Here is a 15,404-nt window from a genome sequence, read left to right as displayed (position 1 = left end):
GCGCCCGGCGACGGCGCTGTGTGGATCACAGCACGCCAGCGGGCACCGCGGCATCGCTTCACTTGAGGAACGCGCTCCGGTGGAACCGGACCGCGCTCAGGACGCGAGGACCTCGTCGAGGAGGGCCTCGGCCTTGTCCTCGTTCGTGTTCTCCGCGAGGGCCAGCTCGCTGACCAGGATCTGCCGGGCCTTGGCGAGCATGCGCTTCTCACCTGCGGAGAGACCCCGCTCGCGCTCGCGCCGCCACAGGTCGCGCACCACTTCGGCGACCTTGATGACGTCGCCGGAGGCGAGCTTCTCCAGGTTTGCCTTGTAGCGACGGGACCAGTTCGTCGGCTCTTCGGCGTACGGCGCGCGCAGCACCTCGAAGACCCGGTCCAGCCCGTCCTGACCGACCACGTCGCGGACCCCGACGAACTCCGCGTTGTCCGCCGGCACGCGGACCGTCAGGTCACCCTGCGCGACCTTGAGCACCAAGTAGGTCTTGTCCACGCCTTTGATCTGGCGAGTTTCGATGGCCTCGATCAGCGCGGCCCCGTGATGGGGATAGACCACGGTGTCGCCAACCTTGAACGTCATGTGACAGGTACCCCTTCCGTGGCTATCCAGAGTAACACGGATACGGCTTCTTCTGAATGGCGTTTTCGCAGGTCAGGGCATATCTCGGGGCTTGGCAACCACGATGCGGACGTGCTGCGGAGAGCTTCCGGAAGGGGGTATCCGCAGGTCGGAGCGGCTGCGCGGACGGAGAGAAACGCGCACGTTACACCTAACCGGGCTCCCGCGAAGAGGGAGTGATGTCCCGTTTTGTCGGGTTCGGAGTGGCCTTCTTCACGTGCTCCGTTCGAGGATCGGTCACTCGTACGGATGCATCACGGGGCGATTCCCGGAATTGATCAGCCGAGACCGGCCGAGATCGGTCCGGGATTTCCCGGAGGGGTGGCTCCGGGGAATGCGCGACCGCCCCCGAATTGATCAAGGCGGTTATGTGAACAACAGGTCAATGGGTCGTGATCCGGCCACGCGGAGCGAGCACGGCGCCGCGCCGGGCGGTCCGGGGAGCCGGCGACCGGGGAGGGGTGCTCCTGCTTAGGGGCGGGTCGGGTGCGGGACGGAGAGTGCGGCTCGGTAACCTAAGCGCGCCGACACGCCTTGCGTCGGTCCGGTCACCCAGCCCGTCCGTCCGTACGTCCTAGGAGATGCCGCCGCCGTGAGCCGCAGCCTTCGACGCGGCGCCCTCGCCGCCACCGCCATCGTGTTCTCCGTCGCCGCCCTGTCCGCATGCGGTGCGGGCAACGACGCGCAGACCCTCCAGATCCGGCCGGACAACGCCGCCGTCACCGTGGACGACGTCAAGATCCAGAACGCCCTGGTCATCACGCAGCCCACGAGCGGCGTCAAGGGACCGGCCGCCGTCTCGGCCACGGTCTTCAACAACGGCCCCCAGCCGCAGACCCTCGACGCGATCACCCTGCCGGGCACCTCCGCCACCGTGAAGCTGACCCCGGCCGGCGGCTCCGGCGCGGTCACCGTCCCGGCCAACGGCTCCGTCGTCATCGGCGGCAAGGGCAACGCCACCGCCGTGATCGAGAACGGCACCGAGGCCGCCCGCCTCGGCGACGCGCAGGAGGTCGTCTTCAAGCTGAGCCGGACCGGCGAGGTGCCCCTGGAGGCCTTCGTCGTCCCCGCGAACAGCTACTTCAAGGAGTTCGGCCCGGAGGTCGTCCCCGCTCCCCCGACCGCCACGCCGTCCGCCTCGGCGTCGCCGTCGGGCGAGGCCGAGCACGGCGAGGACGCCGAGGCCGGCCACTGACCGCCGTACGCACGTGAGAAGGGGCGCCCCCGGTGGGGGCGCCCCTTCTCACGTATCCGCACGGCGGTGTCTACGGCTCGAACTTGTAGCCCAGGCCGCGGACCGTCACCAGGTAGCGCGGGGCGCCCGGGTCCGGCTCGATCTTGGCGCGGAGGCGCTTGACGTGGACGTCGAGGGTCTTGGTGTCGCCGACGTAGTCCGCGCCCCAGACCCGGTCGATGAGCTGCATGCGGGTCAGCACGCGGCCCGCGTTGCGCAGCAGCATCTCCAGGAGGTCGAACTCCTTCAGCGGCAGGTCGACCTTGCCGCCGGAGACCGTCACCACGTGCCGGTCGACGTCCATGCGGACCGGGCCGGCCTCCAGGGCCGCCGGGGTGACCTCCTCCGGCTCGCCGCGGCGGCGCAGCACCGCGCGGATGCGGGCGACCAGCTCCCGCGAGGAGAAGGGCTTGGTCACGTAGTCGTCGGCCCCTATCTCCAGGCCGACGACCTTGTCGATCTCGCTGTCCTTGGCGGTCACCATGATCACCGGGACGTTCGAGCGGCCGCGCAGCTGGCGGCACACCTCGGTACCGGGGAGGCCCGGAAGCATCAGGTCGAGGAGGACGAGGTCGGCTCCGTTGCGCTCGAACTCGTCGAGGCCGTCGGGCCCGGTCGCCGCGACGGCGACCTCGAAGCCTTCCTTGCGGAGCATGTACGACAGGGCGTCGCTGAAGGATTCCTCATCCTCGACGACGAGCACTCGGGTCACGGAAGGACCTCCGGGGCGGGAAGCGGTTCGGTCATGAGATCGGGGGTGGGCGAGGCGGGCCGGCGGTCCCGTGCGGAGCCCGCCTCGGGCAGCCGCAGGGTGAAGGTGGAGCCCTGACCCTCGGTGCTCCAGACGGTGACCTCCCCGCCGTGCGAGGCGGCCACGTGCTTCACGATGGCGAGGCCCAGGCCCGTGCCGCCGGTGGCACGGGAGCGGGCGGGATCGACGCGGTAGAAGCGCTCGAAGACGCGCTCCTTGTCCTTGTCGGGGATGCCGATGCCCTGGTCGGTGACGGCTATCTCGATGAGGTCGCCGCCGGGCGCGGCGACCTTGCGGGCCGCGATGCCGACGCGGGTGTGGGCCGGTGAGTAGTTGACGGCGTTCTCGACGAGGTTGCCGAGGGCGGCGGCGAGCTGGCCGCGGCTGCCCCAGACGTGCAGTCCGGCCGAGCCCCCGGAGGCCATGGTGATCTGCTTGGTGGTGGCGGTGTGCCGGGAGCGGTCGATCGCCTCGGCGACCAGCTCGTCCACGGACACCGGCTCGGAGTCCTCCAGCGGGTCGTCGTTCTGCACGCGGGAGAGGTCGATCAGCTCCTGTACGAGGTTGGTGAGGCGGGTCGCCTCGATCTGCATCCGGCCGGCGAAGCGGGTGACCGCCTCGGGGTCGTCCGAGGCGTCCATGACCGCCTCGGAGAGCAGGGAGAGCGCGCCCGTGGGCGTCTTCAGCTCGTGGCTGACGTTGGCGACGAAGTCCCGCCGCACCGCCTCGATGCGCCGGGCCTCGGTGAGGTCCTCGACCAGGAGCAGTACGAGCCGGGAGCCCAGCGGGGCGACGCGGGCGGAGACGGCGAGGGCCTCGCCGCGTCCGGTGCCGCGCCGGGGCAGGTCCAGTTCGACCTGCCGTATCTCTCCGTCGCGGCGGGTGTCGCGGGCCATGTTGAGCATGGGCTCGACGGCCAGCTTGCCGCCGCGGACCAGACCGAGCGCGTACGCCGCCGAGCTGGCCTTCACCACGGAGTCGCTCTCGTCGAGGACGACCGCGGAGGAGCGCAGTACGGACAGCACGGTGTCGACGCCGGGCGGGAGCACGGCGTCGGTGTGCAGCGAGGTACGGGTGGGTCGCGTCTGGTCGCGTTCGCTCCAGCGGAACGCCAGCATGGCGATCACGCCGGTGCACACGCCGGCGATCGCTGCCAATGCGGCGACCGCCGCGTTCACGTCCATGTCTCAAGGTTATGCGGGCTTCCGGGCGCTCTCCCAGCCGTCCGAGTGGCTGCTCGAACAGTCGTCGCCCAGAGTTCACCGTGGGGATGCGGTCGGTTCACTTGCCCCGGAGGGGGCGGTGGCGTGCGTCGCCCAGAGTTCACCTGGGAGACGGGGGCGGTTCACACGAGGGGGTGGAACCGGACGCACAGGGGGCCGAACGTGGGAGCGTGGGGTTCGGACCCCACCCGTACCCCGGGGCCTCCGGAGCCCCCAGGGCCTCCGGAGCCTTGCGGCTTTGCAGTTTTGCGGTTTTGCGTAGAGAGGGACAGCCATGCGGGACGCGTACCACGAGGAACTGGACTCGATCGGAGAGAGCCTGGTCGAGATGGCCCGGCTCGTCGGGTCGGCGATCGGGCGCGCCACGACGGCGATGCTCGACGCGGACCTGAAGCTCGCGGAGAGCGTGATCGCGGCGGACCAGAAGGTCGACGACCTCCAGCACGACCTGGAGGCGCGGGCGATAGCCCTGCTCGCGCGCCAGCAGCCGGTGGCGACGGACCTGCGGATCGTGGTGACCTCGCTGCGGATGAGCGCCGACCTGGAGCGCTCGGGCGACCTGGCGCAGCACGTGGCGAAGCTGGCACGGCTGCGGTTCCCGGAGTCGGCGGTGCCGCGGGACCTGCACGCGACCATCCTGGAGATGGGTCAGCTGGCGCAGCGCCTGATGGCGAAGGCGGCGGAGGTCATCATCACGAAGGACGTCGACCTGGCGCTCCAGCTGGAACAGGACGACGACGAGATGGACCTGCTGCACCGGACGCTGTTCCGGCACCTGATGGACGACCGGTGGAAGCACGGCATCGAGACGGCGGTGGACGTGACGCTGCTCGGCCGGTACTACGAGCGGTTCGCGGACCACGCGGTGTCGGTGGCGAAGCGGGTGGTCTACCTGGTGACGGGCGAACACGCGGACGAGCTCCAGGCGGCGGACGCGCCGGTGGAGGGGGCGTAGCCCCTCGCCGGGGCGGTCCGGGTCCGCGCTCGGGGGTGTTCGGGGGGGCGCACGGGTGTGCGGGCTCCGGTGCGCCGTTGATGCGCCCGTCCGGGTGGGCATGCAATGGGGGAAGGCGATCCGCGCCTCGAAAGGGAGGGACCCCCATGGCCGATTCCCCGATGACGACCGACTCCGGGACGGAGCCGCCGCGCGAGGCGACCCTGCTGCCCGTCCTCGGCGCCTGCGGCTGCGGCTCGGGCTGCGGCTGCGGCTGCCAGTCGGGCGGCCCGTGCCAGTGCGGGGGCTGCTCGGGCTGAGGCACGCGCAAGGGGGAGGGGTGCGGAGAACCGCGCCCCTCCCCCTTCATCGGATCTGCTGGAGGTCGAGCACCCCGACGACCTGCCGCCCGCTCGTCTCCCCGGTGGTACGGAACCCGAGCCGGCGGTAGAACGCGCCGGGTCCGTCGTCGCCGGGCTCCCAGGTCACGTACATCTGCGACACACCGCGCCGCCGCAGCTCGTCGGCGACGGAGAGCACGGCGAAGCGCCCGTACCCCCGTCCCTGCGCGTCGGCGGAGATGTTGAGCCGCCAGAGCCCACTGCGCCGATCGCTTGCGTCCTCGTCCCTCCACGGGAGGTCGAGGAAGGCCATGAGGAACCCGACGAGCCGCTCCCCGTCGAAGATCAGCCGCGGCCAGGCGGCCTCCCCGAAGGCGTAGGCCTCGGCGAGGGACCGCACGACGGGGGCGACGTTCCGCTCCTGGTGGGGGTGGACGCGGAGGTCGAGCGCGGCGTCGACGGTGGCGGGGGTGACCTGCTCCAGACGGAGTGACGGGTGGGGAACGTTGCTCATGATCCGAACGGTATGGGGGGTACCCGAATCCGTCGTGCGATTTACGTTCGTACGCCGGAATCCGACATCACCCGTGCAGGGCGAGGGTGCGGTCGCGAATCTGCCAGCCACGCCTCGACACGGCCTGTTGGACTGCTCGCGAAACGTACTGCCTTTCAGGGGACGGAACGTCATGCAGACCACCACCACCGCCGTTTCGGGCAACGGCACACCCTTACCCCACCGGTCTCCGCCGTCGGGGTGGCCGGCCGTGGTCTCGGTGATGCTGGGGATCTTCGTCGTCGTCACCACCGAGATCCTGCCGATCGGCCTGCTGACCTCGATCGGATCCGGTTTCACCGTCTCGGACGGGACGGCCGGGCTGATGATGACCATGCCGGGCTTCCTGGCGGCGGTCTCCGCTCCCCTGGTCACCGCGGCCACGGCCCGCTTCGACCGCCGGCTGATGCTGTGTCTGTTCATGCTCCTGCTGGCCCTTGCGAACTTCCTCGCCGCCGTGGCCCCCGGCTACTGGCTCGTCCTGGTCTCCCGGGTCATGGTCGGGATCACGATCGGCGGCTTCTGGTCGATCGGAGCCGGGCTGGCGGAGCGGCTGGTGCCGCCGGCCTCGGTCGGCAGGGCGACCGCAGTGATCTTCTCCGCCGTCCCTCTGGGATCCGTCCTCGGCGTGCCGGCGGGCACCCTCGTCGGAGACCTCGTCGGCTGGCGAACTGCCTTCGCCGTCATGGGAGTTCTGACGGTCGCCGTCCTGGCCATGCTGTTCCTGTGTGTGCCGCCGCTCCCTCCGGTCCGGGCCACGCGGCTGGGCGTGCTCGGCGGCATGCTCCGTGGCGGCGGCACGCGCTTCGCGCTCCTGCTGACGTTCCTCGTCGTACTGGCCCACTTCGGCGCCTACACCTACGTGACGCCGTTCCTGGAACGGGTCACCCGCGTCAGCGGTGGTCAGATCACGGTTCTCCTACTGCTCTACGGCGCCGCCGGCATCCTCGGCACCTTCCTGGGCGGAGCCAGGGTGGCCCGGCACCCCCGGGCCGTCCTCGGGCTCGCGGGCGCCCTGATCGCCGCGGCGACCCTCCTGCTGCCGGTACTGGGCCGGGGGACGGCCGGCGCGGTGACGCTGCTGCTCGTGTGGGGCCTCGCGTACGGCGCCGTACCGGTCGCGTCGCAGACCTGGTTCTCCAAGGCGGCGCCCCACGCCCCGGAAGCGGCGTCGGTCCTGTTCACCGCCTCGTTCCAGGCGACGATCTCCCTCGGCGCACTCACCGGCGGCCTCCTCCTGGACCGCACCTCCCCCTCCACGGTCATGCTGCTGGGCGGCTGCACCGCGGCGCTCATGGTCGTGGCGGTGGGGGCACACCGGGTCGGGCCGGACGGCGACGAGCGATCCTGAACGCGTCGGCGGTCCCGGACGCGAAGGAGCCCCCTGTCCGTGGTTCCGCCACGGGCAGGGGGCTCTCTCGTGCGTCAGGGCAGGGCTACTTCTGCTTCTTCTTCGTCTTGAAGCAACTCGGGCAGGAAGCTCTTGGAAACCTGACGCGATGGTCCCCGCAGTGCCCGACCGACCCACCAGGCGCTGTCCCGGTCCCTGGGCCTCGACAGTCGGGCGCCCCGGTAGACACGGGAAAACCACTACCCGGGCATCTGTATGACTGGCTACGCTCACCCTCTCTGAACAGCACAAATGTGGGGAACGCATGACACAGCAGTTCACCGACCGCCAGGGTCGGGCCGTGGTGCTCGAGGAGATCACGGAGGGCAACTGGCGCGATGTCGCCGACGTGGCGCCCACCGACGAGCAGCGCCGGTACGTGGCCGCGCTCGCGGCGCGCTACCTCCTGCTCTCCGAACGCGGCGAAGTGTGGACGTCCCTCGGCGTCCGCGCCGGTGACGACATCGTGGGCCACGTGATGTGGGCGTACGACGATGAAGAGGGCACCCATTGGATCGGCGGCATGGTGGTGAGCGCGGCCGAACAGGGCAAGGGGGTGGGCCGCGCCACCATGGGCGCCGTGATCGAGCGCCTGTCGGATCTGCCGGAGTGCCGGCAGATCCGTCTCTCCTACCACCCGGACAACACCTCAGCCGGCAGCCTCTACACCTCGTTCGGATTCCGGCCGACCGGAGACCTGGAGGACGAGGAGATCGTGATGGCGCTTCCGGTCAGTTAGGGCGTGTCCGGGCGACCATGCTCTGCCACAGCGATTCGTCCTGGCGATCAGTCCGCGACGAAGGGTGCGCAGCCGACCGGGACCTCGCTCACCTCAAGGTCTGAGAAGAGCAAGGTCAGGTCGTGCGCGTTCGTCTCGATGTGAACCTCGTGGAAGTCGATCCCCACAGCCTTCGACCAACGACGGGCAGCCTCCGAGTCGGGGCGGAGCTCGGCTCCGTACATCTCGTGATGCTTCGCGCCCCGGACGTACCCGCCCGGGTCTGGGTCAGCGGTTCCGCGGTCGAGGAGACGGTCGTCCAAGGAAGCCCGCCAAACGTCTGCGGACCGGAACGTCTCGCATCGGGCCTCGACGCAGTGGCGAAAGAGGTACCGCAGGTAGGTCTGCGGACTCCGAGGGCCGTTCCACAGGTTGATGACGACCTCGTAGTCACGCATGTAGCGCGGCCTGGACCTCCACGGAGCGGACGCCGTCGGCGCAGTCGAGAAGTCGCGCCAGGTGGCCAGGGCTCCGTCCACGTCGACGGCGGCTGGCTGCTGCACTGAGACCGCCGCCAAGCAGACCGTCAACAAGCAAGGAGACCAACCGACATGATCGAACGGGTCCGCGCCGTCCTCGTCACCCCCGACGACACGATGCTGGTCATCCGCCGCACCAGGCCCGGCATCCCCGAGTACCGGGTCCTGCCCGGCGGCGGCGTCGAGCCCGGCGACGCGTCCCGCGAGGCCGCCCTCCACCGGGAGATCCACGAGGAGATCGCGGGGAAGGCCGACATCGTCCGTCTCCTCCACACGCTGGAGTCCGACGACGAGCGTCAGCTCTTCTACCTCGCCCGCATCACCACCTGGTCCTTCGACGACCGCACCGGACCCGAGTTCAGCGCCGAGGGCCGCGGCGAGTACGCGCTGGAGGAGATCCCGCTGACCCTGGAAGGGCTCGACGGCATCGACCTCAAGCCCGAGGAGATCGCCCACGTCCTGCGGGACGCCATCAGCGCCGGGAGCCTCGGAACCGAGGCAACGCTCTGATCCGTCCCCGGCCCGGAAGACCGTCGCCGCCGCGCACGACGCGACCCGGCGGCCCGCACACGGCCCACGGAACGAATGAGCCCCCTCCCGGCGGAAGGAACCGCAGGGCGGGGGCCATTCGTGCGTCAGGGCAGGGCTACTTCTTCTTGCCCTGGTTCTTCACGGCCTCGATCGCCGCCGCCGCCGCCTCCGGGTCGAGGTACGTGCCGCCCGGGTTGAGGGGCTTGAAGTTCTCGTCCAGTTCGTAGGCGAGGGGGATGCCGGTCGGGATGTTGAGGCCCGCGATGTCGGCGTCCGAGATGCCGTCCAGGTGCTTGACCAGGGCGCGGAGGCTGTTGCCGTGGGCGGCGACCAGGACCGTGCGGCCGGTGAGGAGGTCCGGGACGATGCTGTCGTACCAGTACGGGAGCATCCGCTCCACGACGTCCTTCAGGCACTCCGTGCGCGGGCGGAGCTCCGGCGGGATCGTCTGGTAGCGGGCGTCGTGGGCCTGCGAGTACTCGCTGTCGTCGGAGAGCGGCGGCGGCGGGGTGTCGTACGAGCGGCGCCACAGCATGAACTGCTCCTCGCCGAACTCGGCGAGCGTCTGCGCCTTGTCCTTGCCCTGGAGCGCGCCGTAGTGGCGCTCGTTCAGGCGCCAGGAGCGGTTCACCGGGATCCAGTGGCGGTCCGCCGACTCCAGGGCGAGCTGCGCCGTGCGGATGGCGCGCTTCTGGAGGGAGGTGTGCAGCACGTCGGGCAGCAGGCCGGCGTCCTTGAGCAGCTCGCCGCCGCGCGTCGCCTCCTTCTCGCCCTTCGCGGTGAGGTTCACGTCCACCCATCCGGTGAACAGATTCTTCTCGTTCCACTCGCTCTCGCCGTGGCGGAGGAGGATCAGCTTGTACGGTGCGTCGGCCATGCGTACGAGCCTAATCGACCTCTGACGATTGACGCGCGTCGTCAATTGAGTGGTGTCCGGCATGAGAGATGCGTAAGTTACGCGGAGCCATATAGGGGCTTACGCACGCCAGGGGGCGCCACACATGTCCATCAGTACGCTCAGACGATCGGCCCGCGAGACGGTCTCCGGTCTTCCGCCCGGCTTCTGGTGGCTCTGGCTCTCCACCCTCGTCAACCGGACCGGCGCCTTCGTCCTCACCTTCCTCTCCCTCTACCTGACCCTGGAGCTCGGGCACTCCGCCTGGTTCGCCGGGCTCGTCGTCGCCCTCCACGGCCTCGGCGGCGTCGCCGGCTCCCCGCTCGGCGGCGTGCTCACCGACCGCTGGGGCCGCCGCCCCACCATGATCACCATGCACCTCGCGGCGGCCGCCTGCGCCGGCGCCCTCGCCTTCGTCACCAGCGCCTGGGGGATCGCCACCGCCGTCCTGCTGATGGGCGCCGCCATGCAGGCCGTCCGGCCTCCCATCAACGCCACCATCGCCGACATGGTCCCCGCCCACGACGTGCGCCGGGCCTACTCCCTCAACTACTGGGCCCTCAACCTCGGCTTCGCCATCGCCTCCCTCGGTGGCGGCGCCGCGGCCTTCCTCGGCTACCGCACCCTCTTCCTCGTCGACGCCGTCGCCACCGTCCTGTGCGCCGTCATCGTCTTCCTCCGGCTCCCCGAGACCCGGCCCGCGCCCCGATCCGGGCCGCAGGCCCCCACGGAGTCCGCCGCCGAGGAGAAGGTCAGCACCCTCACCGTGCTGCGCGACGCGCCCTTCCGGACGCTCGTCCTGCTCAACCTGCTCGTCTGCCTCGTGTTCACCGCGCCCTGGATCGGGCTTCCGCTCACCATGGCCGACCAGGGGCTCTCCGCCTCCTCGTACGGTGCCGTCATCGCCGTCAACGGCGTCGTCATCGTCGGCTTCCAGCTCCTCGTCAACAAGTTCACCGACAAGCGCTCCCCCGTCCTCCTCCTCGTCCTCTCCTCCCTCCTCTTCGGCCTCGGCACCGGCGCCACCGCCCTCGCCGGCTCCTCCGTCGCCTTCGCCGCGACCGTGGTCGTCTGGACCGTCGGCGAGATGATCCACGTCCCGACCAACGCCGCCGCCACCGCCCGCCTCGCCCCCGAGCACGCCCGCGGCCGCTACCAGGGCGTCATGGGCATGTCCTGGGCCGTCGCCGGGTTCGTCGCCCCGGTCCTCGCCGGCGCGATCGTCGACGGACCCGGGCCCGACGTCCTCTGGGCGGCCACCGCCGCGATCGGCGTCCTCGCCGCAGCCGGGTACGCCACCCGGCTGCGCAAGGCCCTCGCCGAGGACGAGGACGTCGTGGCCGCGCCCGTTCCCGTGCCCGGTCCCGTGCCGTCGCCCGCGCCCGCGCCCGTCGTCGTGAAGGGCGGGGACGCCGAGGACTCCCCCGTCAGAACCTGAGCCGTCAGAACCCGAGCTGCCGGCACCCGACCCGTCGGCGTCCGGCCCGTCGGCACCCGAGCCGCCGGCTTCCTCGCCTCACCGCCCCGTCCACTCCGCCCAGTCCTTCAACGCGAAGCCCCCGCCCTCCCTGCGCACCTCGGCCGCTCCCGCCCCGCCGAAGTGCGCGGGGACGACCAGTTCCCGCCGGTCCGCCGCCCGTTCGAGGATCCGGCGGCGGCTCGCCTCCGCCCCCGCCGGGCCCATGCAGAAGCAGCTCCCGTGCGAGGGGTCGAGGAGCTGTACGGGGCTGTGGACGAGGTCCCCGACGAACACCGCCCGGTCGCCCCCGGATTCGAGGCGCAGCACCGCCGAGCCGGGGGTGTGGCCGGGCGCCGGCTCCAGGGTCAGGTTCCCGTCGACGCGGTGCTCCCCGTCCCACAGCACCGCCCGGCCCTCGCGGTGCACGGGCGCCACGCTGTCCTCGTAGACCAGCCGGTCCTGCGCGCGCAGCCCGCCGCCGTACGCGTTCCCCGGGCCGAAGTGGGCGTCGTCGGCCGCCGGGAGGAGGTAGACGGCGTTCGGGAACGTCGGCTCCCACGCGCCCGGCGCGTCGCCGGGCCGGGTGTTCCAGCCGACGTGGTCCGCGTGCAGGTGCGTGTTCACCACCACGTCCACGTCCTCGGGCCGTACGCCCGCCCGTTCCAGGCTCCCCAGGAAGTCGTCCCGCCGCCGGTGGAAGAGCGGCGCGTCCGGGCGCTCGCGCCCGTCGCCCACCCCCGTGTCGACCAGGACGGTCCGGCCCCCGCTGCGCAGCACCCAGCTCTGCAGCGCCATCCGCGCGCTGCCGTCGGCCGGGTCCCAGTGGTCCGGCGCCAGCCACGCCTCGTTGTCCTCCCACAGGCCGGGCCCGGCCCCCGGCACGAGGTCGCGGGCGGGCCCGAACGGGCCCCGCCACTCCACCACCCGGATGATCTCGACGTCCCCCAGGACCATGCGCCGCGCGTTCTCGCCACTCGTGTCGTCGCTCATGCCCTCGACCCTAGGGAGGGTTCCGTGAGCCGCTCAATGCCCGTACGGCTCCTGTGGATACGCGTACGGCTCACTCCCCGGCGGCGGTACGGTGCCCGCATGGACGTGGTGAGCGACGCGATCTCGGCCGTACGGGTCGGGCGGCCCTTCTCCCACCGGGTGCGGACGGGCGGGCGCTGGTGCGCGCGGCTCGAACCGTACGACGGCGCCGGCTTCCACGTCGTCCTCGAAGGCACCTGCTGGCTGCTGCCCGACGGCGGCGACCCGGTCGTGCTCGGGCCGGGGGACGCGGTGCTGCTCCCGCACGGGACCGGGCACGTGATCGCCGACTCGCCCGCCGACGCGGAGACCGTCGCGCGGGCCGAGCCCTTCGTCCGCTGGGACGGCGAGGGTCCGGCGCGCGGGACCGTGCCCGCGCCCCGGCCGGGGGAGCCCGTGGTGGTGATGCTCTGCGGCAAGTACCGGCTCGACCGCAGCCACGCGCACCCGCTCCTGGCCGAGCTGCCCTCCCTCGTCCACCTGCGGGGCCGCGACGGGACCTCCCCCGAACTCCGGGCCGCCGTGAGCCTGTTGGCGTGCGAGCTGGGCGGGGAGGAAGCCGAGCGGCCCGGGTCCGGCATCGCGCTGCCCGGTCTGCTCGACCTGCTGCTCGTCTACATGGTCCGGGCCTGGCTGGACGGGGGTGCGGACGGGAGCGCGGGCGGCGTCTGGCCGGCGGCCCTCGGCGACCCGGTCGCCGCCGCCGCGCTGCGCGCGCTGCACGCCGACCCGGCCGCGCCCTGGACCGTCGACCGGCTCGCGGCCGAGGCGGGCGTCTCCCGCGCCACCCTGGTCCGCCGCTTCACCGCCCGCGTCGGCCGGGCCCCGATGACGTACCTCACCTGGTGGCGGCTGACCCGCGCCGCCGCCCTGCTCCGGGACGGCACGGAGCCGCTGGGCTCCGTCGCCCGCCGCGTCGGCTACAGCACGCCGTACGCGCTCTCGCACGCGTTCCGGCGCGAGTTCGGGGTCACGCCGGGGCGGTACCGGGAGGGTCCCGGGGTCGCGTTCAGTCCGTCGGCTTCGCCGGCGCGCCGTCCGGCGTCTTCGCCAGCAGGTTCTTGAACGCGTCCAGGTTCCGCGTCGACTCCCCCCGCGACACCCGCCACTCGTACTCGCGCCGGATCGACGTCGCGAAGCCGAGCTCCAGGAGCGTGTTGAAGTCGCCGTCCGCCGCCTCCAGGACCGAGCCGAGCAGCCGGTCCAGCTCCTCGGGCGTGACGGCGGCGAGCGGGAGCTTGCCGGTGAGGTAGACGTCGCCGAGCCCGTCGACCGCGTACCCCACCCCGTACAGCTTCAGGTTCCGTTCGAGGAGCCAGCGGTGGACGCCCGCCTCGTTCTCGTCCGGGTGGCGGACGACGAAGGCGTTGAGGGAGAGGGAGTGGCGGCCCGCGCGGAGGGAGAGCGTCGTGAAGAGCTTGCGCGTGCCCGGGAGCTTGACGACGTAGGAGCCCGGTCCGGTGGACTCCCACTCCAGCTCCGCGTCGTCGAGCGTGGACTCGATCGTCTGCCTGACGTCCTCGGCGGTCCTGTCCTCAGCCATGGTGGGAGCGTACGCGACGCCGGTTGTCGCGCAGCCGGTGGTCGTGCACGGCGGCCGTGTAGACGTCCGCCGTGGCCGAGGCCGCCGTGTCCCAGCCGAAGGAGCTCGCGTGGGCCGCCGCCGCCTCGCCCATCCGGGCCGACAGGGACGGGTCGTCGACGAAGCGGCCGAGCGCCCGCGCGTAGTCCGCCGGGTCGTGGCCCTGCACGAGGAAGCCGGTCACCTCGTCCCGTACGGCCACGGGCAGACCGCCCACCGCCGCCGCGACGACCGGGGTGCCGGCCGCCTGCGCCTCTATGGCGACCAGGCCGAAGGACTCGCTGTACGAGGGCATGACGAGGACGCTGGCCGCGCGGAACCAGTCCGCGAGCCGCTCCTGCCCCACCGGCGGGTGGAAGCGCACGATGTCCGCGATGCCGAGCCGGGCGGCGAGCTTCTGGAGCCCCTCCGGCTTGGCCAGGCCGCTGCCGCTCGGGCCGCCGACCACCGGGACGACCATGCGGGAGCGCAGGGACGGATCCCGGTCCAGGAGCCGGGCGGCCGCCCTGAGCAGGATGTCCGGGGCCTTCAGCGGCTGTATCCGGCCGGCGAAGACCGGGACGAAGGCGTCCTGGGGCAGGCCGAGCCGGGCGCGGGCGGCGGCGCGGCCGTCGGCGGGGCGGAAGCGGTCGAGGTTGACGCCCGGGTGGACGACCGCGATCTTGCCGGGGGCCGCGTCGTAGAAGCGGGCCAGCTCGTCGGCCTCCTCGGCCGTGTTGGCGATCAGCCGGTCGGCGGCGGAGACGATCTGGGTCTCGCCGATCACGCGGGCCGCGGGCTCGGGCGTGTCGCCCTCGGCGAGCGAGGCGTTCTTGACCTTCGCCATGGTGTGCATGGCGTGGACGAGGGGGACGCCCCAGCGCTGGGCTGCGAGCCAGCCGACGTGGCCGGAGAGCCAGTAGTGGGAGTGGACCAGGTCGTAGTACCCCGGGCGGTGGCCCGCCCACGCCTGCATCACGCCGTGCGTGAAGGCGCAGAGCTGGGCCGGCAGCTCCTCCTTGGCCAGACCCTCGTACGGGCCGGCGTCCACGTGCCGTACGAGGACGCCCGGCGTCAGCTCGACCACCGGGGGCAGGCCGCCGGTGGTGGCCCGGGTGAAGATCTCCACCTCGATGTCGATGGCGGCGAGGCGCCTGGCCAGCTCGACGATGTAGACGTTCATGCCGCCCGCGTCGCCGGTGCCCGGCTGGTGCAGCGGCGAGGTGTGGACGCTGAGCATGGCCACGCGCCGGGGGGTGCGGGGCCGGCCGGGAAGCCGGAGCCGGGCCGGCGCCGGGTGCCGGTGCCGGGTACCGGCGAACCGGGACACGTACTGGCTCACGTCGGCGGTCCTTCCGCTCGGGGGGCGGGACCGGGGGCCGGATCCCGGTGGGGGTCGCGGACCGGGGCCCTCGGTCTTCGGTGTTCGGTCTTCGGCTTTCGGGCTGAGCTGGTCGGGCTGAGCTCGTTCGGATTGAGCTGGTCGGGCTGAGCTGGTCGGGTCGAACCGGTTCGGGCTGACCCGGTCCGAGGCGAGCCGGTTCAAGCCGCCCCGGTCGGGCATGGCAGCTGGAGGGCGCGGTGCGTCCTCCAGCGGCGACAACGCCGGAACGGCTCCTTTCATTTCC

The 15,404-nt window shown here is 72.0% G+C and carries 16 protein-coding genes and 1 pseudogene; 8 read left to right on the top strand and 9 right to left on the bottom strand.

Annotated features, from left to right (window positions below; translation table 11 throughout):
* Nucleotides 1–96 precede the first annotated feature (96 nt).
* A complete protein-coding gene (locus tag CP977_RS19120) occupies nt 97–579 on the bottom strand; it encodes a CarD family transcriptional regulator (RefSeq protein ID WP_003953493.1) in 483 nt (160 codons plus the stop codon).
* Nucleotides 580–1,210: 631 nt separating this feature from the next.
* Between CP977_RS19120 and CP977_RS19110 the strand changes: the two genes are divergently transcribed.
* The gene (locus CP977_RS19110) at nt 1,211–1,813 is read left to right on the top strand and encodes a DUF461 domain-containing protein (protein ID WP_152370539.1); all 603 of its coding nucleotides are present in this window, start codon (nt 1,211–1,213) and stop codon (nt 1,811–1,813) included.
* 70 nt (nt 1,814–1,883) lie between these two features.
* On the opposite strand, the gene phoP is transcribed toward CP977_RS19110, so the two are convergent.
* On the bottom strand, nt 1,884–2,555 hold the full coding sequence (phoP, locus tag CP977_RS19105) for a two-component system response regulator PhoP (RefSeq protein WP_465270246.1): 672 nt from the start codon (nt 2,553–2,555) through the stop codon (nt 1,884–1,886).
* A 5-nt stretch (nt 2,556–2,560) separates the two neighbouring features.
* A complete protein-coding gene (gene phoR, locus CP977_RS19100) occupies nt 2,561–3,787 on the bottom strand; it encodes a two-component system sensor histidine kinase PhoR (protein WP_030221242.1) in 1,227 nt (408 codons plus the stop codon).
* A 313-nt stretch (nt 3,788–4,100) separates the two neighbouring features.
* Between phoR and phoU the strand changes: the two genes are divergently transcribed.
* Together phoU and CP977_RS34140 are read left to right on the top strand one after the other, a co-directional pair.
* Entirely contained in the window at nt 4,101–4,781 is a 681-nt protein-coding gene (gene phoU, locus CP977_RS19095) for a phosphate signaling complex protein PhoU (protein ID WP_030221245.1), read from the top strand.
* A gap of 146 nt (nt 4,782–4,927) precedes the next feature.
* Nucleotides 4,928–5,080 carry a hypothetical protein gene (locus tag CP977_RS34140; RefSeq protein ID WP_167308906.1) on the top strand — a complete coding sequence of 51 codons (153 nt, stop codon included), beginning with the start codon at nt 4,928–4,930 and terminating at the stop codon, nt 5,078–5,080.
* A 46-nt stretch (nt 5,081–5,126) separates the two neighbouring features.
* On the opposite strand, the gene CP977_RS19090 is transcribed toward CP977_RS34140, so the two are convergent.
* The gene (locus tag CP977_RS19090; RefSeq protein ID WP_152370538.1) at nt 5,127–5,615 is read right to left on the bottom strand and encodes a GNAT family N-acetyltransferase; all 489 of its coding nucleotides are present in this window, start codon (nt 5,613–5,615) and stop codon (nt 5,127–5,129) included.
* A 172-nt stretch (nt 5,616–5,787) separates the two neighbouring features.
* Here CP977_RS19090 and CP977_RS19085 point away from each other — a divergent pair, with 172 nt between their 5' ends.
* Together CP977_RS19085 and CP977_RS19080 are read left to right on the top strand one after the other, a co-directional pair.
* Nucleotides 5,788–7,005, top strand: a complete 1,218-nt coding sequence (locus CP977_RS19085) for an MFS transporter (protein WP_152370537.1) — start codon at nt 5,788–5,790, stop codon at nt 7,003–7,005.
* 304 nt (nt 7,006–7,309) lie between these two features.
* On the top strand, nt 7,310–7,783 hold the full coding sequence (locus CP977_RS19080) for a GNAT family N-acetyltransferase (RefSeq protein WP_062753336.1): 474 nt from the start codon (nt 7,310–7,312) through the stop codon (nt 7,781–7,783).
* Between the two features lie 47 nt (nt 7,784–7,830).
* On the opposite strand, the pseudogene CP977_RS19075 reads toward CP977_RS19080, so the two are convergent.
* Nucleotides 7,831–8,223 (bottom strand): annotated as a pseudogene (locus tag CP977_RS19075) (YxiG-like protein); the annotation flags it as partial.
* A gap of 150 nt (nt 8,224–8,373) precedes the next feature.
* On the opposite strand from CP977_RS19075, the gene CP977_RS19070 reads away from it, so the two are divergent.
* A complete protein-coding gene (locus CP977_RS19070) occupies nt 8,374–8,811 on the top strand; it encodes an NUDIX hydrolase (protein WP_152370536.1) in 438 nt (145 codons plus the stop codon).
* Between the two features lie 136 nt (nt 8,812–8,947).
* On the opposite strand, the gene CP977_RS19065 is transcribed toward CP977_RS19070, so the two are convergent.
* Entirely contained in the window at nt 8,948–9,709 is a 762-nt protein-coding gene (locus tag CP977_RS19065) for a phosphoglyceromutase (protein ID WP_062753341.1), read from the bottom strand.
* A gap of 124 nt (nt 9,710–9,833) precedes the next feature.
* On the opposite strand from CP977_RS19065, the gene CP977_RS19060 reads away from it, so the two are divergent.
* Nucleotides 9,834–11,165, top strand: a complete 1,332-nt coding sequence (locus tag CP977_RS19060) for an MDR family MFS transporter (RefSeq protein ID WP_152370535.1) — start codon at nt 9,834–9,836, stop codon at nt 11,163–11,165.
* A gap of 78 nt (nt 11,166–11,243) precedes the next feature.
* Here CP977_RS19060 and CP977_RS19055 read toward each other — a convergent pair whose 3' ends face one another.
* Entirely contained in the window at nt 11,244–12,176 is a 933-nt protein-coding gene (locus CP977_RS19055) for an MBL fold metallo-hydrolase (protein ID WP_152370534.1), read from the bottom strand.
* Nucleotides 12,177–12,275: 99 nt separating this feature from the next.
* Here CP977_RS19055 and CP977_RS19050 point away from each other — a divergent pair, with 99 nt between their 5' ends.
* Complete coding sequence (locus CP977_RS19050; protein WP_152370533.1) at nt 12,276–13,280, top strand: AraC family transcriptional regulator; 1,005 nt, start codon at nt 12,276–12,278, stop codon at nt 13,278–13,280.
* Here CP977_RS19050 and CP977_RS19045 read toward each other — a convergent pair.
* Nucleotides 13,225–13,758, bottom strand: coding sequence for a type III secretion system chaperone family protein (locus CP977_RS19045; protein WP_152370532.1), 534 nt, complete (start codon nt 13,756–13,758; stop codon nt 13,225–13,227). The genes CP977_RS19050 and CP977_RS19045 overlap by 56 nt on opposite strands.
* Complete coding sequence (gene mshA / locus CP977_RS19040) at nt 13,751–15,118, bottom strand: D-inositol-3-phosphate glycosyltransferase (RefSeq protein WP_062753348.1); 1,368 nt, start codon at nt 15,116–15,118, stop codon at nt 13,751–13,753. The genes CP977_RS19045 and mshA overlap by 8 nt, the downstream gene beginning before the upstream one ends.
* Between the last annotated feature and the right edge of the window lie 286 nt (nt 15,119–15,404).

The sequence above is a fragment of the Streptomyces cinereoruber genome, assembly GCF_009299385.1.
Taxonomy (GTDB): domain Bacteria; phylum Actinomycetota; class Actinomycetes; order Streptomycetales; family Streptomycetaceae; genus Streptomyces; species Streptomyces bikiniensis.
This window is presented reverse-complemented; position numbering and strand designations above follow the sequence as displayed.